This is a genomic window from Mitsuokella sp. AF33-22 (genome assembly GCF_003475755.1).
Lineage (GTDB): Bacteria > Bacillota > Negativicutes > Selenomonadales > Selenomonadaceae > Mitsuokella.
The window spans coordinates 1-19,729 of sequence record NZ_QRQA01000012.1; the positions used below are offsets into that span (position 1 = coordinate 1).

Genomic DNA, 19,729 nt, shown 5'->3' on the forward strand with positions numbered 1-19,729 from the left:
TTGTTGCGAGTCTGGCACTTCTGCACTAGAGCAATACCAACGTGGTTCGCACCGTCATCGATACCGCAACGAATTTCGTCGGTGTTTGGAATATCCACCACCTTATTCAGTTGGATAACCATAGGGAACCTCGACACCAGCTTTGCCTTATGCTGGCGAACCTGTCGCCAAGCATTTTGCTCGATTGTGGGGTCGAGCTGTTCCCCTTCAGCGTCCAAAACGAACGCATATTTCTTAATATTAGGCATCTCTGCCACCTTCCATTTTTGGAGAATTTTCCTTCGTGCCCAAGTCATCGGAAGTTCATGTGTTTCCCTGTTGTCACCACAAGGCATTAGCGGTGTTTCTTGGTTGGCACTCCCAGAGCAGCAGGCTGAAAGTACACCCGCAGGTGGTTTTTTAACTTTTCCCGATAACGTAGTTCATCCCGCAAACAGTTTTCACTGAACACGGTCACTTGGGCTAGAAACGGCTCGTTAAGCATGTACCCATAAGAATATTTGCCCACTTATGAGCACATTTATCGATGTTATCGTCTACTTAACAGTTCGTCCTTAAACTTATACCTTATACCTTTTATTTTCTCTTTTCCCGTAAGGATACATGAGAAAAGGCCGCTGTATCTCCATGGTACAACGGCCTCCTCCTCAGGTCAAATAACGGCTTTGTTTATTTGTACCCAGATGCTCGAATCTGGCTGAGGCCTGATTATTTGCTCAGGTCTTCCCATTTCTCTTCAAGCTCACGGACGATGCGTGCATGCTCTGCTTCCGTCAGCGTTACCTTTGCACGGTAGATGAAGGAAGCGATGACCATGAGGACAATCGGTGCGGCGAACATGACAATCTGGAAGTGGAACAGGGCATCCGGCTTGATATCAGCAGCGGAAGCACCGCCCGTCATGCCGACCCAGACGGCGACGAGGCCGATGATGCCGCTCGAGACAGCACCAGCGAATTTATCGACGAGTGGACGCACGCAGAGGCAGACCGCTTCATCGCGATGGCCAATCTTGAGCTGGCCATACTCGACGGAGTCCGTGATTGTCATGAGGACGACGAGGAAGACGAGCGGCTGCGGCAGAGCAAAGAGGCCTGCGCCGATGAGAGCCATCGTGACATTCGTGCCGGACATCGCATAAATCAGGAGTGCGACGAGCATGATGGCAATGGAAGCGAAGAAGAGCTTGCGGCGGCTGAACTTGGCCGTCAGAGCCGGGAACAGGGCAACGGCAATCAGGCCGATGACCGTGTTGATGACACCGAGGATCGAGAACTTCGTAGCATCACCGATGACATAGATGAAGTAATAGAGGTTGAAGTTGTTGACGATGTTGATGCCGATACCATAGACGAGGTAAGCGATGGCCGTCCACATGAGCTGGTCGTTCTGCATCAGGACTTTGAATACATCCTTGGCAGACGTCTCGGTCTTGTTCTCGCGCAGAGCCGATTCCTGCTCATGCGTGCCGAGGCCGAGGATGATGGCGCCGAGCGTTGCGATACCGCCGCCGACGCAGGCAAAGGCGAACCAGCCGGTCGGGTCACCGGCACCGCCGTTCTGATTCAGCGAGAAGTAGAGGACAACCGGCATGACGATGACCGTGACGAGGTTGGCACCAAAAACGGAACCGATACGGGCAATCGTGGCCGTGATATCACGTTCGTGGGAATCAAAGGAAAGAGCCGGGATCATGGACCAGATGGCAACGTCTTTGGCGCTGTAGAAGATATCCATGATGAAGTAGATGATGGCGAAGAGGATCAGATAAAGCGTCGGATTCGTAACCGTCAGGCCGCCGAAATCCGTGAACAGGAGGGCCAGCGTGATGGCTGCGACGAATGCACCGACGATGACCCATGGCTTAAAGCGGCCCCAGCGCGTCTTCGTCTTATCAATCAGGTTGCCGATGAACGGATCGACGAAAAGTTCGAGGATACGGAGCACGAGGATGATCGTCGTGACAATGCCGATCATGTAGGCATCGTGGCTCGGATTATTGGAATGGAACAGGTTGCTTGTGACAAAGATCATGAAATAAGTGCCGATCATGGCATAGAACACGTCATGACCAAACGTGCCGCACGCATAACAGATGCGCTGCAGTAATTTGCTATTCATTATGAATGCCTCCCTAAAAAATCAAGCCCTCAACCTTTGATTTTGTCGATGTACGCGATGATGGCATCGGCAATCGTATCGAGCGATGCTCCCTTGCTCGTGTTGACGACGAGGTCGTAATTCGCGCCATCGCCCCACGTACGGCCCGTATAGTAATTGTAGTAACGGGCGCGTTTCTCATTCTCGCGGTTGAGTTCCTTGAGGCTCTTGCCCTCATAGACAGTCTGACCGCGTTTCTCGCGATACTCATCATCGGCACAGATGAAGATGTCGAAATGGTTGTCGCTGTTGCGCAGGGCATAATCGGCGCAGCGGCCGAGGAAAATGCAGGAGCCATCCTGGGCGATCTTGCGGATGACAGCGGACTCGCTCATGAACATGCCCTGACTGGACTCGCCCATGTGCGTACCGAAGGAATGGAACGGGATAAAGCTCATGGAAAGCGGCTTGACCGTATTCTCCATCTCGAGCAGTTCCTCCTCGCTGAGGTCATGGATGCCGAGCTTGGCCGCAGCAAGATGCACGAGCTGACGGTCGTAAAGCTTGATGCCCAGTTTCTCAGCCAGGATCCCTGCCAGCTCACGGCCACCCGCACCATACTGACGGCTGATCGTGATCACAAGGTTCTCTTTCATAGTGATTTCCCCCTTTAAATGTAAACGTTTTCTCACTACGGTAAAAAACAGGTAGGCAATTTCCCCTCACGCCGTTTGAACACCTCGGCAGCGCGCCACCGATTGTCTTTTCTTTCGTAGTAGCAAACGTTTTCTTTTGCTTACAACTGTATTATACGCTATGGAATAATAAAAATCAAGATGGTTTTTGATTTTTTATTTGTTTTCATAATTGTATGTACATTTCTATAACAAATAAAAAAGAGAACATAGAGGGTAAACGTATTCCCCTATGTTCCCTTTTCTGAAAAAATCTATGAGAAAATGCTAAAAACTGCTTATTTGGCCATGAGCTTGGCGACTTTATTCGCGAAGTCGACCGGGTTCTCCGGCAGGATGCCCTCGATGAGCAGGGCCTGCGTGTAAAGAAGGTCGCAGTAATCCTTGAAATCCTGGCTGTCCTTGCCTGCCGTATGAAGCTGCTGCAGACGCTGGAAGAGCTCATGATGCGGGTTGATCTCAAGGATGCGCTTTGCTTTGAAGAGCGGATTCTTCATATCGGCAAAGGTCTGCTCCATGGCAAGCGACGGACCCGCTTCATCGGCGACAAGGCAGACGGCACTCGATTTGAGGCGTGCCGACACCTTGACATCCGCGACCTTATCGCCCAGGACTTCCTTGATGTCCTTCATGAGATCGCCGTTATCCTTCTGAATCTCCTCCGTCTCTTTCTTGACTTCCTGGCTCTCGGCATCGTCGAGATCGAGGTCGCCGCGGCTGATCGAGTGGAACGGCTTGCCCTCGTACTCGTGGATTGTCTCCAGGCAGAACTCATCGACCGGATCCAGGAGATACAGGACCTCGATGCCCTTGTCGCGCAGCGTTTCCATCTGCGGCAGATGCTCAATCGTTTCCTTATCCTTGGCCGTCGCATAGTAAATCTTCTTCTGGCTTTCCGGCATGCGTTCCACGTACTCCTTGAGCGAGACGAGCTTGCCTTCCTTGGAGCTCAGGAACAGGATGAGATCCTTGAGCTTGTCGACCGTATCCGACGAGCCGCTGTAGATGCTGTTGTAGATGCCGATTTTCAAAGACTTGCCGTACTCGTTCCAGAACTTCTCGTAAGCTTCGCGGTCATTCTTGAGCTTGCGGGCCAGTGCCTTGAGGATGTTCTTCTCAAGCGCACGGCCAATCGTCCTGAGTTCGCGGCTCTGCTGCAGGAGCTCACGCGAGATATTGAGCGAGAGATCCGGCGAATCGACGAGGCCCTTCATGAAGCGCAGGTAATCCGGCAGCAGGTCCTTACACTTGTCCATGATGAAGACGTGGCGGCTGTAGAGCTGCACGCCCGGCTCATAATCCGTCTGGTAGAGATTGTACGGCGCATGTGCAGGGATGGCCAAGAGGGCCGTGTACTCCACGGCACCTTCGGCCTTCGTGTGGAAGACTTCCATCGGATCTTCCCACTCATGGAACTGATGCTTGAAGAATTCGTTGTACTCCTCTTTCTTGATCTCGGACTTGTTCTTCGTCCAGAGCGGCTGCATGGAGTTGAGCGTGCGCGTCTCGACCTTCTTGATCTTTTCGGCGCCTTCGATCTCCTTGCCGTCCTTGTCCTTCGGCGTTTCTTCAAACGTGAAGTCCATCTTGATCGGATAACGGACGTAATCGCTGTACTTCTTCACGAGACGTTCGATCTCGTACGGATCCGTAAAGTCCTGTTCAGCTTCCTTGCCACAGAATTCCTTCTTGAGATGCAGCGTGATGCTCGTGCCGCGTTCGGCGCGCTCCGCTTCCTCGATGGTGTAGGAACCATCAGCCGAGGACTCCCACTTCCAGGCCTGTGCATCGCCGGCCTTGCGGGAGACGATCGTCACCTGGTCGGCAACCATGAAGGCCGAATAGAAGCCGACGCCGAACTGGCCGATCATTTCCTTATCGGTGAGGTCCTGGTTCTCCTCTTTTGCCTTTTTGAGCTGCTCGAGGAAGGCCTTCGTACCGGACTTCGCAATCGTGCCGATATTCTCGATGAGCTCCTCGCGGTTCATGCCGATGCCGTTGTCGGCAATCGTCAGCGTATGCTGCTCAGCATCCGGCGTCAGGAAGATCTCGAAGTTCGCATCGCCTTCGAGCAGGCTGCGGTCCGTCAGGCTCTCGAAATGCGCCTTATCGATGGCATCGGAAGCATTCGAGATGAGCTCGCGCAGGAAAATCTCATGGTTCGTGTAAATGGAATGGATCATGAGATCCAGCAGCTGCTTGGTTTCTGCCTTAAACTCGTATTTTTCTTTTCCCATGTGAATCTGCCTTTCTTATGGTAAAATTTGTTGACAAAGTCATTGTTAGCACTCACAATGTTCGAGTGCTAACGTACAGCTACTACTATACACCATAAACAACAAAAAGTCAAAGATAAAGACGAAAAAAGCCTGCTCTGGCAAAACCAGAACAGGCCCTTTCGCCTTTTTAACCCTGAAACGCATCTCTCTGTATGGTTCGCGGCAGATGCAGGCTTCGCTGCAGGGCCGCGCATTCAGGACATCCTGTCAGCGGTCCTCAGCCGGCGCAGACGAGGCGCTCGGCATCAACGGCGCGCAGGCGCTCGACGAAACCGTTCGTCAGGCGCAGCTCGTAATCTTCCTTGCTGCGGCTCAGCACAGCGTAATCGGCAGCGGTGAGCTCTTGCTGCTCGCCTTCCGGCGTGAAGGCGGCAAAGGAAGGAACTTCCTCACTGCCCGTGAAGACCAGCAAGCGGTCAGTACCGACGCCATGACGGCGATGCATCAGCAGGCGGACAGCCGCTGCGCCGGGCAGGAATCCCTGCGTGCCATCCATCACCATGTATTCCTTGTTTTCTGCTTTATAAACACGAACGACCATCATGAGGGCCACCAACCTTTCTTCTTTGCTTGCGATGGCTTTATTATAACAGGAAGTTTTTCGCAAGAAAATCAGAAAATATGCTTTCTATATTGCAAAAAATGCTCTATGATACAAGTAAACACAGTGGAAAAGCAAAGGGCATTTCCATATGACAGGAGGATGATATGTCATGACAGCGATACCCGCCTACCCCAAGAAGGGTTATCTCAGCGGCGCCTTCCGCGTATTCCGTCTCAAGGACCGGAATCTGCGCGCAATCCCGTTCCACTATCACGACTTCCACAAGATCATCATGTTCCTCAGCGGCAGCGTCGACTACATCATAGAAGGAAAGACGTATCCGCTGCAGGAGCGCGATATTGTCTTCGTCTCGGCCGGCGAAATCCATCGGCCGGTCTTCCGCAACAGCGATACGCCGTACGAGCGCATCGTCATCTACGTTGCGCCGGATTTTCTCGCGCGCTGGTCTGCACAGGCACACGGCGCCAATCTTGCGGCCTGTTTTGCGACGGCACGCGCTGAAGGCAGCGTCATGCATCAGCTGCCCGGCCACAGCCACGACCTGCTCTACCATATGGACAAAGTCGAAAAAACAGCCCACGGGCAAGGATTTGCCAATGGGCTGTATACCGAAATTGTCTTTATGGAATTCCTGATCCTGCTCAACCGCAGCATGGCCGAACATGAACTGCGCACGCAGGAGGGCGTGACGTATGACCCAAAAATCCAGCAGGTCCTTCGCTACATCAGCAGCCATCTGACCGAGGAGCTCTCCGTCGAGCGCCTCTCTGAAGAGGTCTTCCTGAGCCGCTACTATCTCATGCGCAAGTTCAAGGAAGCCACAGGCTACAGCCTGCACCAGTACATCCAGAACAAACGCCTGCTGCTGGCCCGCGACCTGCTGCGCACGGATATGGCCGTCACACGCATCAGCACAGAGACCGGCTTCCATGATTACTCGACCTTCTCACGCGCCTTTCACGCGCATTTCCACTGCAGTCCGAAGGAATGGCGCAAAGCTCATGCCTCGGCGTCGTCCGGCTTGTCAGCAGCCAGGAGCTTCTGAACGGCATCCTGCATATGGGTATCGGCAATCGTCTCGATCTGGCCGGCATCGCATTCTGCTGCGAGCTGCGGCTCGATGGGAATGCGGGCGAGCACATCGAGATGGTAAGCCTTCGCGATCTCTTCAATGTGGCTGTGGCCGAAGATCTCATGGCGCTTGCCGCAGTCCGGACACTCGAAATAGCTCATGTTCTCGACAAGGCCCAGGATGGGGACTTTCATGCCTTCCGCCATCTTGACGGCTTTCTCGACGATCATGGAGACGAGTTCCTGCGGGCTCGTGACGATGATGATGCCATCGAGCTTGATGGACTGCATGACCGTGAGCGGCACGTCGCCCGTTCCCGGCGGCATGTCGACAAACATGTAGTCGACATCTTCCCAGATGAAGTCGTGCCAGAACTGCTTGACGACGCCGCTGATGATCGGGCCGCGCCAGACGACGGGGTCTGTCGAATTCTCGAGAAGGAGATTCATGCTGACGATATCGATGCCGCCGGCCGTCGTCACGGGGTAAGCACCGGCCTGGCTGCCGCGCACCTCTCCTTTCACGCCGAACATCTTCGGGATGGATGGGCCCGTGATGTCGGCATCGAGGATGCCCGTATGCATGCCCTTGCGGCTCATGGCCACCGCCATGAGGCCCGTCACGAGCGATTTGCCGACGCCGCCCTTGCCGCTGACGACCGCGATGACGTGGCGGATGGAGCTCAGTTCATTCGGTGCTTCATGGAAGTCCTTCTTGCGCGTATCCTGGCCGCAGGTCGTGCCGCAGGAGCCGCAATCATGATTGCATGTTTCTGACATTTACAATACCTCCTAAAAACAAAGTAGCAGATACTTGATGTATTTTCGCGATAATAATGGAAAAACCCTCCCCAAAAACGGGGAAGGTTTTCTTTTTATGCGTTATGCACACCGCATTGGTGTCATCAGGCTCCCGTCTGCTCGGAAGTCTCTTCCGGCGTCTCTTCTGCCGGAGCTTCCGGAGCCGGTTTCGGGTGTGTCTCGACAACCTTGAGGTTGCGGTAACGGCTCATGCCCGTACCAGCCGGGATGAGCTTGCCGATGATGACATTCTCCTTGAGGCCGATGAGCGGATCGACCTTGCCCTTGATGGCGGCATCCGTCAGGACACGCGTCGTCTCCTGGAAGGACGCTGCTGACAGGAAGGAATCCGTAGCCAGCGATGCCTTCGTGATGCCGAGCAGGATCGGTTTTGCCACAGCCGGCTCGCCGCCTTCCTCAATGGCCTTCGTGTTGGCCGACTCGAAGGAGTTGATGTCGATGTATTCGCCAGGCAGGAAATCTGTGCTGCCGGATTCCTCGATCTTGACCTTGTGGAGCATCTGGCGGACCATGACCTCGATGTGCTTATCGTTGATCTCAACACCCTGGGACTTGTATACCTTCTGTACTTCGTACACGAGGTAGCGCTGCGTAGCCTGCAGACCGCAGACGCGCAGGATGTCGTGCGGGTTCACCGAGCCTTCGGTGAGCTTGTCACCCGGCTTCAGATGCATGCCCTGCTTGACGTGCATGCGAGCACCATACGGGATAGCGTACTCACGGGCCTCGCCCTCAGCCGGACGGATTGTGACCTTGCGCATGCCCTTGCCGGAGTCCTCAACCTCAGCCACGCCCTCGATCTCAGCGATGATGGCGTGATGCTTCGGTTTGCGGGCCTCGAAAAGTTCCTCGACACGCGGAAGACCCTGGGTGATATCGTCACCGGCGACACCGCCGGAATGGAAGGTACGCATCGTGAGCTGCGTGCCCGGCTCGCCGATGGACTGTGCGGCGATGATGCCGACAGCTTCGCCGATCTCGACCTCTGCCTGGTTGGCAAGGTCACGGCCGTAGCACTTGATGCAGACGCCGAACTGCGACTTGCAGGTCAGGACGCTGCGGATCGATACGTGATCGCGTACTTTCTCGATGCGCTTGGCGAGTTCTTCGTCGACGCTGTCGTTGATGGAAGCAATCTTCTCACCCGTCTCCGGATCGATGATGTCTTCCGCCAGGACACGGCCGACAATGCGCTCTGCCAGCGACTCGATGATGCCGTCGCCTTCCTTGATGGCCTCGACCTCGATGCCGCGGACATTGTTGTCGCGAACATGGAGCTCATGGGCCGTGCTGGAAAGGATGCGCTCGAAGTCTTCCGTCGTGATCTTCTTGCCGGCCTCGAGGATGACATTGTCTTCATCGTCGACAACATCGTGCGTGACTTCTTTGCCGCAGGTCTCGCGGATCATGGAATCCTTGATCTTCTGGCGGGCAGCCTCATCCGGCTCGCCGAGGGAAATGACCTCGGTGACCATCGCGTTCGAAAGGGCAGCTTCCGAAGCCAGCGAGGAGCCGCGGACCATGATCTCGCGGACATTCTTCTCGCCAATCGTCGTGAGTTTCTCCTCGTCGAGGATCGTATCACGCGGGAAGAGAACTTCCTTCGTCTCCGGGTCGATGACATCGGCACCGAGCAGACGGCCCATGAGGCTGTCGTTGAGAATCTCGAGTGCATCGAAGGTCGAAGCGGCAAGGCGGGCACGAGCCTGCACGAGGTTCAGCGTCGAAACGTCGCAGTCTTCCTCGCGGACGATGACATCCTGCGCGACGTCGACGAGACGGCGCGTGAGGTACCCCGAGTCAGCCGTACGCAGTGCCGTATCGGCCAGACCCTTGCGGGCGCCATGCGAAGAAATGAAGTAATCGGATACCGACAGACCCTCACGGAAGTTTGCCGTGATTGGCAGGTCGATGATCTTACCGGACGGGTCAGCCATGAGGCCGCGCATGCCGGCCAGCTGACGCATCTGCTGTTTGTTACCACGGGCACCGGAGTCCGCCATCATGAAGATCGGATTGAAGGCATCCATGTTCTCCATCATGGCATCAGCGACGTCATCCGTGGCCTTCGACCAGAGGTCGACGACCTTGTGGTAGCGCTCGTCTTCCGTGATGAGACCACGGTCATACTGGCGCTCAACCTTGTTGACGATCTTCTGCGTATCGCCGATGATGACTTTCTTCTTCGGCGGCACGATGACATCGGAGATGGCAACCGTCATGCCGGCGATGCAGGCGTAATGGTAGCCGAGATTCTTGACGCCATCGATGACTTCTGCCGTCTTCGTGGCACCGAAGTGGTTATAGCAGTTGGCAACGAGTTTGCCAAGCTCTTTCTTGTTCATGAGAATGCCGAGACGCCACTCGCCAGTCTCCTTGTCCTGATGATAGTAACGCAGCTCCTGCGGCAGGATCTCGTTGAAGATCATGCGGCCGAGGGACGTGCGGACGAGGCCGTAGCCTTCGATGCGGCACTGGATTTCAGCCTGGAGCTCGAGGTCATGCTGCTGGTAAGCAAGCAGGGCCTCGGCAATACCCGTGACGACCTTGCCTTCGCCTTTTGCACCCGGTTTGAGGATCGTCAGGTAGTAAGAACCGAGAACCATATCCTGCGTCGGGACGATGATCGGCTTGCCGTCTTTCGGTGCGAGGATGTGGTTGGCGGCGAGCATCAGGATGCGGGCCTCCGTCTGGGCCTCAGCCGAAAGCGGCAGATGGATGGCCATCTGGTCACCATCGAAGTCGGCGTTGTATGCCGTGCAGGCCAGCGGATGCAGCTTCAGAGCATGGCCCTCGGTGAGGACCGGCTCAAAAGCCTGGATGCCGAGGCGATGCAGCGTCGGGGCGCGGTTCAGGAGAACCGGATGCTCCTTGATGACGTCCTCGAGGACATCCCATACTTCAGGACGTGCACGCTCCACCATGCGCTTTGCACTCTTGATGTTGTGCGCTGCGCCCGAGGAAACGAGCTTCTTCATGACGAACGGTTTGAAGAGCTCGAGAGCCATGGCCTTCGGCAGACCGCACTGATGCAGCTTGAGCTCCGGGCCGACGACGATAACGGAACGGCCGGAATAGTCGACGCGCTTGCCGAGCAGGTTCTGGCGGAAACGGCCCTGCTTGCCCTTGAGCATATCGGAAAGGGATTTCAGCGGGCGGTTGCCAGGGCCCGTGACCGGGCGGCCGCGGCGGCCGTTGTCGATCAGGGCATCAACGGCTTCCTGCAGCATGCGCTTCTCGTTGCGGACGATGATGTCCGGTGCACCGAGATCGAGCAGGCGCTTGAGGCGGTTGTTGCGGTTGATGACGCGGCGATAGAGGTCGTTGAGGTCGGACGTCGCAAAACGGCCGCCGTCGAGCTGGACCATCGGGCGCAGCTCCGGCGGGATGACCGGTACGACGTCAAGGATCATCCACGACGGCTTGTTGCCGGACTTGCGGAATGCCTCGACCACCTCAAGGCGGCGGATGGCACGGACCTTCTTCTGGCCGGAAGCCGTGCGGACTTCCTTGCGCAGGACTTCGCTCATGCGGTCGAGGTCGAGCTCCTCGAGGAGCTCCTTGATGGCCTCGGCGCCCATGCCGACGCGGAAGGTATTGCCGTATTTCTCAAGAGCTTCATGATAATCCTTCTCAGACAGGAGGCTCTTCTTCGTGAGGTCCGTTTCGCCCGGATCAAGGACGATGTAGTAAGCGAAGTACAGGACTTTCTCGAGGGCGCGCGGGGAGATGTCGAGAATCAGGCCCATGCGGCTCGGGATGCCCTTGAAATACCAGATATGGGAAACCGGAGCGGCGAGCTCGATGTGGCCCATGCGCTCGCGGCGGACCTTGGCCCGCGTCACCTCGACGCCGCAGCGGTCGCAGATGATGCCCTTATAGCGGATGCGCTTGTACTTGCCGCAGTGACATTCCCAGTCACGAGTCGGTCCGAAGATACGCTCGCAGAACAGACCGTCACGCTCCGGCTTGAGCGTACGGTAATTGATGGTTTCTGGCTTCTTGACTTCGCCATAGGACCACTCGCGAATCTTCTCCGGCGAGGCAAGACCGATGCGCATCGAATCAAAATTATTTACATCCAGCAAAGAGATGACACTCCCTTCTTATTCCTCATCCTTACCATCCGGCTCTACAATGGAACCGAGGCTGCCGATATCGGCAATGATGTCATCCGGCTTCTCGTCATCGGACGAAGCGCCTTCGTCATAATGGTCAACATTCTCCGGTTTTGGTTCTGCTGCACCATCTTTATTCGGGTCAACGCCTGCGACATCGAGATCGAGCTTCTTTGCCGTCTCATTGATGTTGATGTCGTCATCGTCATCATCCTGAATCATGATTTCCTTGGCATCCTCATTGAGCACCTTGATATCGAGGCCGATGGACTGAAGCTCCTTGATGAGGACCTTGAAGGATTCCGGCACACCCGGTTCCGGAATGTTCTCGCCCTTGACGATAGCTTCGTACGCCTTGACACGACCGACGACATCATCGGACTTGACCGTGAGGATTTCCTGCAGCGTGTAAGCAGCACCGTAAGCCTCGAGAGCCCAGACCTCCATTTCGCCGAAGCGCTGGCCGCCGAACTGAGCCTTACCACCGAGCGGCTGCTGAGTGACGAGGGAGTACGGGCCCGTGGAACGTGCGTGGATCTTATCATCAACGAGGTGATGCAGTTTGAGGAAGTACGTGCAGCCGACCGTTACGCGGTTCTCGAACGGTTCACCCGTGCGGCCGTCGTAAAGGACCGTCTTGCCGTCAACCGGCAGGCCTGCGGCCTTGATCGTACCGAATACTTCATCATCGCCGGCGCCGTCAAAGACTGGCGTTGCGATATGCAGGCCGGCGACATCCGGCTTCGGCATGCCGTAACGGTCCACATCGTAACCGAGATCGCGCAGACGCTGCTCAATCGTCGGATCATTCTCCTTGATTTGTTTGCCGATCTCGAGCACGGCACGGCCGAGATGCGCCTCAAGGATCTGTCCGATGTTCATGCGGGACGGGACGCCCAGCGGATTCAGTACGATATCGACCGGCGTGCCATCCGGCAGGAACGGCATGTCTTCCTGGCGCATGATGCGCGAGACGACACCCTTGTTGCCGTGACGGCCTGCCATCTTATCGCCGACGGAGATCTTGCGCTTCTGCGCGATGTAGACGCGTACGAGGCGGTTGACGCCCGGTGGCAGCTCATCGTTGTTCTCGCGGCTGAAGATCTTGACATCAACGATCTTGCCCTGTTCACCATGCGGGACGCGCAGCGACGTGTCGCGGACCTCACGAGCCTTCTCACCGAAGATGGCGCGCAGCAGGCGCTCCTCAGCCGTCAGTTCCGTCTCGCCTTTCGGCGTGACCTTGCCGACGAGGATATCACCAGGACGCACGTCAGCGCCGATGGAGATGATGCCTTCATCATCGAGATCCTTGAGGGCCTCTTCCGCCACATTCGGGATATCGCGCGTGATTTCCTCAGGTCCGAGCTTCGTATCGCGGGCATCGCATTCGTACTCCTCGATATGGATGGACGTGTAGATATCGCGCTTGACGAGGTTCTCGGAGAGCAGCACGGCATCCTCGTAGTTGTAGCCTTCCCACGGCATGTAAGCAACGATGATGTTGTAGCCGAGGGCGAGTTCGCCGTGGTCCGTAGCCGGGCCGTCTGCGATTGGCTGCTTCTCCTCTACGCGGTCGCCCTTGAAGACGATTGGGACCTGGTTGATGCAGGTGCCCTGGTTGGAACGCAGGAACTTCTGCAGTTTATAGTGATCGAGTTCGCCCTTGTCGGTGCGGACATCGATGTGATCAGCCGTAACTTCCTCGACGACGCCGGCATGCTTGGCGAGTACCATGACGCCGGAGTCACAGGCGGCCTTGTACTCCATGCCCGTGCCGACGAGCGGAGCCTGCGTGCGCAGCAAAGGCACAGCCTGGCGCTGCATGTTCGCGCCCATCAGGGCACGGTTCGCATCATCGTTTTCGAGGAATGGGATCATGGCCGTGGCAATCGAGAAGACCTGGCGCGGGCTGACGTCCATGTAGTCGACCGTTTCGCGCGCATGCAGGCCGGTTTCCTCATTGTAACGTGCCGTGACACGCTCATTGATGAACCACTCATTCTCGTCGAGCGGCTCATTGGCCTGAGCGATGACGAGTTCATCCTCTTCATCGGCCGTCAGGTAGCGGACTTCATCCGTCACGCGATGCGTCTCCTTGTCGACGCGGCGGTACGGCGTCTCCATGAAACCGAACTGGTTGACACGGGCATACGTAGCCAGCGAACCGATGAGGCCGATATTCGGACCTTCTGGGGATTCGACCGGGCACATGCGGCCGTAGTGGGAGTTGTGTACGTCGCGGACCTCGAAACCGGCGCGCTCGCGGGACAGACCGCCCGGGCCAAGAGCCGAGAGACGGCGCTTATGCGTGAGCTCGGACAGCGGATTGTGCTGGTCCATGAACTGCGACAGCTGGGAGGAACCGAAGAATTCCTTGACTGCAGCGACGACCGGACGGATGTTGATGAGCGCCTGCGGCGTGATGACATCGACATCCTGGATTGTCATGCGCTCGCGCACGACACGCTCCATGCGAGAAAGACCGATGCGGAACTGATTCTGCAGCAGTTCACCCACGGCACGGACGCGGCGGTTGCCGAGATGATCGATATCATCCGTCGTGCCGAAGCCGTCCATGAGGTTCAGCAGGTAGCTGATGGACGCAAGGATATCGTTCTTCGTGATCGTGCGGTCATGGATGTCGAGCGTCGGCGAGCAGAGCAGACGGACTTTGCCGCCGTCCTTCTTCATCAGGTACAGCGTGATGAGCTTGCCATCGCCGAAGAGCTGCTTCTCGCGCTCCACATCGACAGCATCGAGCATCTCTTCCGTCACGACTTCGCCCTGCGGGATGACGATCTCGCCCGTTTCCTGATCGACAATCGGTTCTGCGAGGACCTTGCCGAGGATGCGGCGCTTCCAGCCGAGCTTCTTCGTCAGCTTGTAACGGCCGACCGTTGCGAGGTCGTAGCGCTTCGGGTCAAAGAACAGCGAATTGAGGAGCTGCGTGGCATTGTCCTCATTGGCCGGTTCACCCGGACGCAGGCGCTTGTAGATCTCGATGACAGCCTTGCCCTGGGACTTGACTTCTTCACCGTCGCGCTCAATCGTGTTGAGCATGCGCGGATCATCGCCAAAGAGCTCCAGGATCTTCTCGTCCGTATCAAACCCAAGGGCACGGATGAAGTAAGTCACCGGCATCTTGCGCGTGCGGTCAATGCGGACGGACACGACATCATTCGTATCCGTCTCGAGTTCAATCCATGCGCCACGGTTCGGAATGACCGTAGCATTGTAGAGGTGCTTGCCGGTCGGATCGATCTCCTCGCCGTAATAAGCCCCCGGAGAACGAACGAGCTGGCTGACGATAACACGCTCTGCACCATTGATGATAAACGTACCTGTATCTGTCATGAGCGGGAAATCCCCCATGAAGACTTCCTGCTCCTTGATTTCGCCTGTTTCGCGATTGATGAGGCGGACATTCACCCGAAGAGGTGCAGCCAGCGTCACATCACGCTCTTTGCATTCGTCGAGCTCATATTTCGGCTCGCCGAGCGAGAAGCTCTCGAAGGACAGTACCAGATTTCCGGAGAAATCCTGGATTGGCGAGATATCATGGAAGATTTCCTGCAGCCCTTTATCAAGGAACCACTTGTAGCTGTTCCGCTGGATGTCCAGCAGATGCGGCATTTCCATGACCTCTTTGATTCTGGCATAGCTATACCTGGTTCGTTTGCCCACCGGCACAGGATTAAACATTAAATCCTTCACCCCTTAGCCTGATTTACTAGAATGATCTTTGAAAGATAGAGAAACAACACAAATAGACGCGGAACCATAGAACAAGAAAAAAACAAGGTATGCTTATTTTTTTACACCTTGCTTCCGTTCCTTTCCGCTGACACATGGTTTTCCCTATTCATTTTCCTGTAGTTTAACACTATATCATAGCTTTTCTGACATGTCAACCCCGATAAGGAAAATCATAAAAAAAGAACCGCCCCAGGGGGACGGTTCCGAAACGCGTCAACTGAAATTACTTCAGCTCAACCGTAGCGCCAGCCTCTTCGAGCTTAGCCTTGAGAGCTTCAGCGTCAGCCTTGGCAATGTTCTCTTTGACCGGAGCCGGAGCGCCATCAACGAGAGCCTTGGCTTCCTTCAGGCCGAGGCCCGTAGCTTCACGGACAGCCTTGATAACGTTGATCTTCTTGTCGCCAACAGCGGAGAGAACAACCGTGAACTCGGTCTTCTCTTCAGCAGCAGCACCAGCAGCAGCGCCGGCAGCAGCAACAGCAACCGGAGCAGCAGCGCTAACGCCGAACTTCTCTTCCATAGCCTTTACGAGCTCGGACAGCTCGAGGACAGTCATGTTTTCAATGGCTTCCATGATTTCTTCTTTAGTCATTTGAATTTACCTCCAATTTTCTTGTATCTTCGTTTTGATTTTCTTCTTTTCGGGAATGTCCCGGATAACCACGGACCGAAGCCCGCGATCAAACTTGTTCAGGAGAAGCTAAGCAGCTTCTCGTCTGAGTCCCCCATTCAAAGAAACGGGATTATGCGGACTCTTTCTGTGCGCGGACAGCGTCAAGCACATAGACCGCGTTGCGAATAACACCCTGCAGAACATTGACCGTATTGGAAATCGGAGCGTTCATGCTGCCAAGCAGCTTGGCAATGAGTTCTTCGCGGGACGGCAGAGCTGCGAGAGCCTTGACCTCATCGACACCGATGACCTTGCCCTCGACAACACCGACTTTAACCGTCAGGATCTCAGCTTCTTCAAGCTTGTTCTTCTTCATGAAGCCGCAGATAACCTTGGCCGGTGCGACAGCATCCTCCGTGGAGAATGCGAAAGCCGTCGTGCCTTCGAGATGCTCGTCGATACCTTCGAGGCCAGCCTCTTTGGCAGCGATGCGCATCATCGTATTCTTTACAACATGATAGGAAACGCCTGCTTCGCGGAGTTCGCGGCGGAGTTCCGTATCCTGTGCAACCGTAAGACCTTTGTAGCTCGTAAGCACGACGCCCTTAGCGGACTCGAGCTGCTCCTTGAGCTGAGCGACAACAGCCTGTTTAGCGGAAGTAACACCCATTCTAGTTACACCTCCTGTCATTCTGGATTTTAAAACAGATCAAAAAACCTCCGGCTGTCCGCCGGAGGTCACATTTTCGAAGTTAGGTGACTCCGGCCTCGGCAGGCGACACGATCGTCGTTAGATGATGGAATATCAAACCTGCTGTCTACAGCCTTCGATATGCGATTGTGGAGACCGGAGTCTCGCTGATCCTCAGAACTGGACTGGTACGCCCGGGCCCATCGTCGCGCTCACCGTGACGGAGCGGATGTACTGGCCTTTTGCAGCAGCCGGTTTTACGCGGATCAGTGTATCAATCAGGGCCTGGAAGTTCTGCTGAAGCTTCTCAGCGTCGAACGATGCCTTGCCGATTGGGCAATGAACATTGCCGGCCTTATCGGTGCGGTATTCGACTTTACCTGCTTTAATCTCGCTGATGGCCTTCGTGAGATCCATCGTGACCGTACCCAGTTTCGGGTTCGGCATGAGGCCGCGAGGACCAAGGATCTTACCAAGACGACCAACCGTGCCCATCATATCCGGCGTAGCGACAGCGACATCGAAGTCGAGCCAGCCGCCCTGGATCTTCTGGACGATTTCATCGGAGCCGACGAAATCTGCACCTGCAGCCTCGGCTTCCTTAACCTTCTCGCCTTTGGCAAAGACGAGGACGCGCTTGGATTTGCCCGTGCCATGCGGCAGGACCATAGCGCCGCGGACCTGCTGATCAGCATACTTCGGATCAACGCCGAGACGGACGTGCAGCTCGATCGTTTCATCGAACTTCTTCGTAGCCGTCTTCTTGACGAGTTCCATTGCCTCAGCAGCCGGATAAAGCTTACCAGCCTCTACGAGCTTGGCAGCTTCCTGATATTTCTTACCAGCTTTAGACATTGTCATTCTCCTTTGTTGTGGTTATAACGGTATTGCCTCCCACAGGAGGAAGGGTCTGGGATCAGTCGACGATCTCAATACCCATGCTGCGTGCCGTACCCTCGATCATGCGGGTAGCAGCTTCGATATCGCCAGCGTTGAGATCTTTCATCTTGCTCTCAGCGATTTCCTGTGCCTTTGCACGCGGCAGTTTTGCGACCTTGTTCTTGTTCGGTTCGCCAGAAGCCTTGTCGAGGCCAGCAGCTTTCTTCAGCAGAACAGCAGCCGGCGGCGTCTTCGTGATGAACGTGAAGGATCTATCCTCAAAAACCGTAATCACGACCGGGATGATAAGACCAGCCTGCGATTTAGTTCTTTCGTTGAATTCCTTACAAAAGCCCATGATGTTGACACCGGCCTGACCGAGGGCAGGACCTACCGGAGGAGCCGGATTAGCTTTGCCAGCCATAACCTGAAGCTTTACGATTTTCGCAACTTTTTTAGCCATTGTAGTTTTCACCTCCTAAAAAGAATAACTTGTTGGTTCCGGTCAAAGCTTTTCGACCTGATCGAAACCAAGGTCAATCGGAGTCTCTTCCACGAGAACCTTGAGACGCGCTTTTTCCTCGTCAATCTCGGTAACCGTGCCCGTATAGTTCTCAAAGACACCCGTATTGATGCGAACCACATCCCCGATTGCCACATCGAGCTCGGGTTTATGTTCTTCTTCGCCCATGGATTTCAGAATACGTTTTGCCTCAGCATCAGTAAGCGGTATCGGATGTTTCTCGGAACCGACAAAACCGGTTACACCGGTGGTGTTGCGCACAACGTACCAGGAATGTTCGTCGACGATCATGTCGACCAGCACATACCCGGGGAAGACCTTCCGCGGAACGACCTTTTTCTTGCCGTCCTTGATTTCGACCTCATCCTCAACGGGTACAACCACATTGAAGATCATGTTGCCCATGTTGGCCGTATGGATGAGACGCTCAAGGTTAGCCTTGACCTTATTCTCATAACCCGAATACGTATGGATAACGTACCAGGCTCTGCCAGGATTATCCTGACGAAGATCCATCTCGTCTTTATCTGCCATGCTCTTTCACCCAGCTTACCTTAAAATGATGTGGAACAATCTCGCGAAGAATGTGTCACAGATCCAGATCAAGGCGCAGACGACGGCTACGGCAATGCCAACGACACCCGTATACGTCACGACCTCTTTTCTCGTGGCCCAGGACACCTTTTTCATCTCTGCGACTACTTCGTCCAGGAACTTCTTCACAATCACTTCACATCCCCGTTCGTACCGCGAACCGCGCTCTTACTTCGTTTCCTTATGCACCGTATGCTTCTTGCAGAACTTGCAGTACTTATTGAACTCCAGACGATCCGGGTTGTTCTTCTTGTTCTTGTTGGTGCGGTAGTTGCGGCTATGGCACTCCGTGCACTCCAACGTGATATTGTTGCGCATCCTTTATTACACCCCTTACGTTGCAAAAGTTGACCTTTTCATAATGTCACTAATACAATTTATCACACTTGCAAAAGCCTGTCAACAAATTTTCCTTGACAAAACAAAATCTTTTTCTCAAGGAAGCGGACTGGTTCGTGACATAAATAAAACCCCTGCAGAGGGGTCATGGAACAAAATTGGTGGCGGCACAGAGATTTGAACTCCGGACACTGCGGGTATGAACCGCATGCTCTAGCCAACTGAGCTATGCCGCCGTATATTATGGAGCTGATAACCAGGATTGAACTGGTGACCTTATCCTTACCAAGGATACGCTCTACCGACTGAGCTATATCAGCAACTTTCCATTTGGTTGCGGGGACAGGACTTGAACCTGTGACCTTCGGGTTATGAGCCCGACGAGCTACCGACTGCTCCACCCCGCGATGATACAGATAAAATCTGTTCTCTATATATAAATAATGGAATTATCATTTGGTTGCGGGAACAGGACTTGAACCTGTGACCTTCGGGTTATGAGCCCGACGAGCTACCGACTGCTCCATCCCGCGATATCGTCGCACACCGGAGTAGTAACCCCGGCTGACAAGAAGTAATTATAGAGCATATTAAGCATCATGTCAACACCTTTTCTAAAAAAAATAAAAAAGACGGCAGGAGAAGTTCTCCCGCCGCCTGCCAAGGGGCTGATTCCTGCAC

Annotated in this window: 16 protein-coding genes and 4 tRNA genes; 1 reads left to right on the forward strand and 19 read right to left on the reverse strand. The window is 55.0% G+C overall.

What is annotated here, in order from left to right:
* From DWZ54_RS08460 to DWZ54_RS08480, 5 genes are all read right to left on the reverse strand, one after another.
* A partial coding sequence (locus DWZ54_RS08460) for an RRXRR domain-containing protein (protein WP_199663308.1) occupies positions 1-248 on the reverse strand: 248 nt, incomplete at its 3' end.
* Between the two features lie 460 nt (positions 249-708).
* A complete protein-coding gene (locus DWZ54_RS08465) occupies positions 709-2,121 on the reverse strand; it encodes a glycoside-pentoside-hexuronide (GPH):cation symporter (RefSeq protein WP_118475537.1) in 1,413 nt (470 codons plus the stop codon).
* 29 nt (positions 2,122-2,150) lie between these two features.
* Entirely contained in the window at positions 2,151-2,756 is a 606-nt protein-coding gene (locus tag DWZ54_RS08470; protein WP_118475539.1) for an AAA family ATPase, read from the reverse strand.
* A 317-nt stretch (positions 2,757-3,073) separates the two neighbouring features.
* Complete coding sequence (gene htpG, locus DWZ54_RS08475; protein ID WP_118475541.1) at positions 3,074-5,032, reverse strand: molecular chaperone HtpG; 1,959 nt, start codon at positions 5,030-5,032, stop codon at positions 3,074-3,076.
* Positions 5,033-5,291: 259 nt separating this feature from the next.
* Positions 5,292-5,618, reverse strand: coding sequence for a diaminopimelate epimerase (locus DWZ54_RS08480; protein WP_118015991.1), 327 nt, complete (start codon positions 5,616-5,618; stop codon positions 5,292-5,294).
* Between the two features lie 169 nt (positions 5,619-5,787).
* Here DWZ54_RS08480 and DWZ54_RS08485 point away from each other — a divergent pair, with 169 nt between their 5' ends.
* Positions 5,788-6,684, forward strand: coding sequence for an AraC family transcriptional regulator (locus DWZ54_RS08485; protein ID WP_233541665.1), 897 nt, complete (start codon positions 5,788-5,790; stop codon positions 6,682-6,684).
* On the opposite strand, the gene DWZ54_RS08490 is transcribed toward DWZ54_RS08485, so the two are convergent.
* The 14 genes from DWZ54_RS08490 to DWZ54_RS08555 all read right to left on the reverse strand — a co-directional run bounded on the left by DWZ54_RS08490 (position 6,639) and on the right by DWZ54_RS08555 (position 19,581).
* The gene (locus tag DWZ54_RS08490; protein WP_118475542.1) at positions 6,639-7,490 is read right to left on the reverse strand and encodes an Mrp/NBP35 family ATP-binding protein; all 852 of its coding nucleotides are present in this window, start codon (positions 7,488-7,490) and stop codon (positions 6,639-6,641) included. The genes DWZ54_RS08485 and DWZ54_RS08490 overlap by 46 nt on opposite strands.
* Before the next feature lie 125 nt (positions 7,491-7,615).
* On the reverse strand, positions 7,616-11,593 hold the full coding sequence (gene rpoC, locus DWZ54_RS08495; protein WP_370245765.1) for a DNA-directed RNA polymerase subunit beta': 3,978 nt from the start codon (positions 11,591-11,593) through the stop codon (positions 7,616-7,618).
* Between the two features lie 45 nt (positions 11,594-11,638).
* Positions 11,639-15,355 (reverse strand): DNA-directed RNA polymerase subunit beta, encoded by a 3,717-nt coding sequence (gene rpoB, locus DWZ54_RS08500; protein WP_118475546.1) that lies wholly within the window; start codon positions 15,353-15,355, stop codon positions 11,639-11,641.
* A gap of 277 nt (positions 15,356-15,632) precedes the next feature.
* Positions 15,633-16,001, reverse strand: coding sequence for a 50S ribosomal protein L7/L12 (gene rplL / locus DWZ54_RS08505; protein ID WP_118475548.1), 369 nt, complete (start codon positions 15,999-16,001; stop codon positions 15,633-15,635).
* 151 nt (positions 16,002-16,152) lie between these two features.
* Entirely contained in the window at positions 16,153-16,692 is a 540-nt protein-coding gene (gene rplJ / locus DWZ54_RS08510; protein WP_118015986.1) for a 50S ribosomal protein L10, read from the reverse strand.
* Between the two features lie 195 nt (positions 16,693-16,887).
* A complete protein-coding gene (gene rplA / locus DWZ54_RS08515; protein WP_118015985.1) occupies positions 16,888-17,568 on the reverse strand; it encodes a 50S ribosomal protein L1 in 681 nt (226 codons plus the stop codon).
* Positions 17,569-17,629: 61 nt separating this feature from the next.
* The gene (rplK, locus tag DWZ54_RS08520; RefSeq protein ID WP_118015984.1) at positions 17,630-18,055 is read right to left on the reverse strand and encodes a 50S ribosomal protein L11; all 426 of its coding nucleotides are present in this window, start codon (positions 18,053-18,055) and stop codon (positions 17,630-17,632) included.
* Positions 18,056-18,097: 42 nt separating this feature from the next.
* Positions 18,098-18,649: a transcription termination/antitermination protein NusG gene (gene nusG / locus DWZ54_RS08525; RefSeq protein ID WP_118015983.1), complete on the reverse strand. Its 552-nt coding sequence runs from the start codon at positions 18,647-18,649 to the stop codon at positions 18,098-18,100.
* A gap of 15 nt (positions 18,650-18,664) precedes the next feature.
* Positions 18,665-18,844, reverse strand: a complete 180-nt coding sequence (gene secE / locus DWZ54_RS08530; RefSeq protein ID WP_118015982.1) for a preprotein translocase subunit SecE — start codon at positions 18,842-18,844, stop codon at positions 18,665-18,667.
* A 33-nt stretch (positions 18,845-18,877) separates the two neighbouring features.
* Positions 18,878-19,027, reverse strand: coding sequence for a 50S ribosomal protein L33 (gene rpmG / locus DWZ54_RS08535; protein WP_005839118.1), 150 nt, complete (start codon positions 19,025-19,027; stop codon positions 18,878-18,880).
* A 180-nt stretch (positions 19,028-19,207) separates the two neighbouring features.
* Positions 19,208-19,284 (reverse strand) — tRNA-Met (locus DWZ54_RS08540).
* Positions 19,285-19,292: 8 nt separating this feature from the next.
* Positions 19,293-19,368: transfer RNA gene (locus tag DWZ54_RS08545), tRNA-Thr, on the reverse strand.
* 11 nt (positions 19,369-19,379) lie between these two features.
* A tRNA-Met gene (locus DWZ54_RS08550) sits at positions 19,380-19,455 on the reverse strand.
* A gap of 50 nt (positions 19,456-19,505) precedes the next feature.
* Positions 19,506-19,581, reverse strand: a tRNA-Met gene (locus tag DWZ54_RS08555).
* Between the last annotated feature and the right edge of the window lie 148 nt (positions 19,582-19,729).

What these genes read in the sequence shown, in the direction of transcription:
- nusG (WP_118015983.1), bottom strand. Translation starts at nt 18,649, where the DNA reads ATGGCAGATAAAGACGAGATGGATCTTCGTCAGGATAATCCTGGCAGA.
- rplL (WP_118475548.1), bottom strand. Translation starts at nt 16,001, where the DNA reads ATGACTAAAGAAGAAATCATGGAAGCCATTGAAAACATGACTGTCCTC.
- rplA (WP_118015985.1), bottom strand. Translation starts at nt 17,568, where the DNA reads ATGTCTAAAGCTGGTAAGAAATATCAGGAAGCTGCCAAGCTCGTAGAG.
- htpG (WP_118475541.1), bottom strand. Translation starts at nt 5,032, where the DNA reads ATGGGAAAAGAAAAATACGAGTTTAAGGCAGAAACCAAGCAGCTGCTG.
- rpoC (WP_370245765.1), bottom strand. Translation starts at nt 11,593, where the DNA reads ATGCGCATCGGTCTTGCCTCGCCGGAGAAGATTCGCGAGTGGTCCTAT.
- rplK (WP_118015984.1), bottom strand. Translation starts at nt 18,055, where the DNA reads ATGGCTAAAAAAGTTGCGAAAATCGTAAAGCTTCAGGTTATGGCTGGC.
- DWZ54_RS08480 (WP_118015991.1), bottom strand. Translation starts at nt 5,618, where the DNA reads ATGATGGTCGTTCGTGTTTATAAAGCAGAAAACAAGGAATACATGGTG.
- DWZ54_RS08465 (WP_118475537.1), bottom strand. Translation starts at nt 2,121, where the DNA reads ATGAATAGCAAATTACTGCAGCGCATCTGTTATGCGTGCGGCACGTTT.
- rplJ (WP_118015986.1), bottom strand. Translation starts at nt 16,692, where the DNA reads ATGGGTGTTACTTCCGCTAAACAGGCTGTTGTCGCTCAGCTCAAGGAG.
- rpoB (WP_118475546.1), bottom strand. Translation starts at nt 15,355, where the DNA reads ATGTTTAATCCTGTGCCGGTGGGCAAACGAACCAGGTATAGCTATGCC.
- rpmG (WP_005839118.1), bottom strand. Translation starts at nt 19,027, where the DNA reads ATGCGCAACAATATCACGTTGGAGTGCACGGAGTGCCATAGCCGCAAC.
- DWZ54_RS08470 (WP_118475539.1), bottom strand. Translation starts at nt 2,756, where the DNA reads ATGAAAGAGAACCTTGTGATCACGATCAGCCGTCAGTATGGTGCGGGT.
- DWZ54_RS08490 (WP_118475542.1), bottom strand. Translation starts at nt 7,490, where the DNA reads ATGTCAGAAACATGCAATCATGATTGCGGCTCCTGCGGCACGACCTGC.
- DWZ54_RS08485 (WP_233541665.1), top strand. Translation starts at nt 5,788, where the DNA reads ATGACAGCGATACCCGCCTACCCCAAGAAGGGTTATCTCAGCGGCGCC.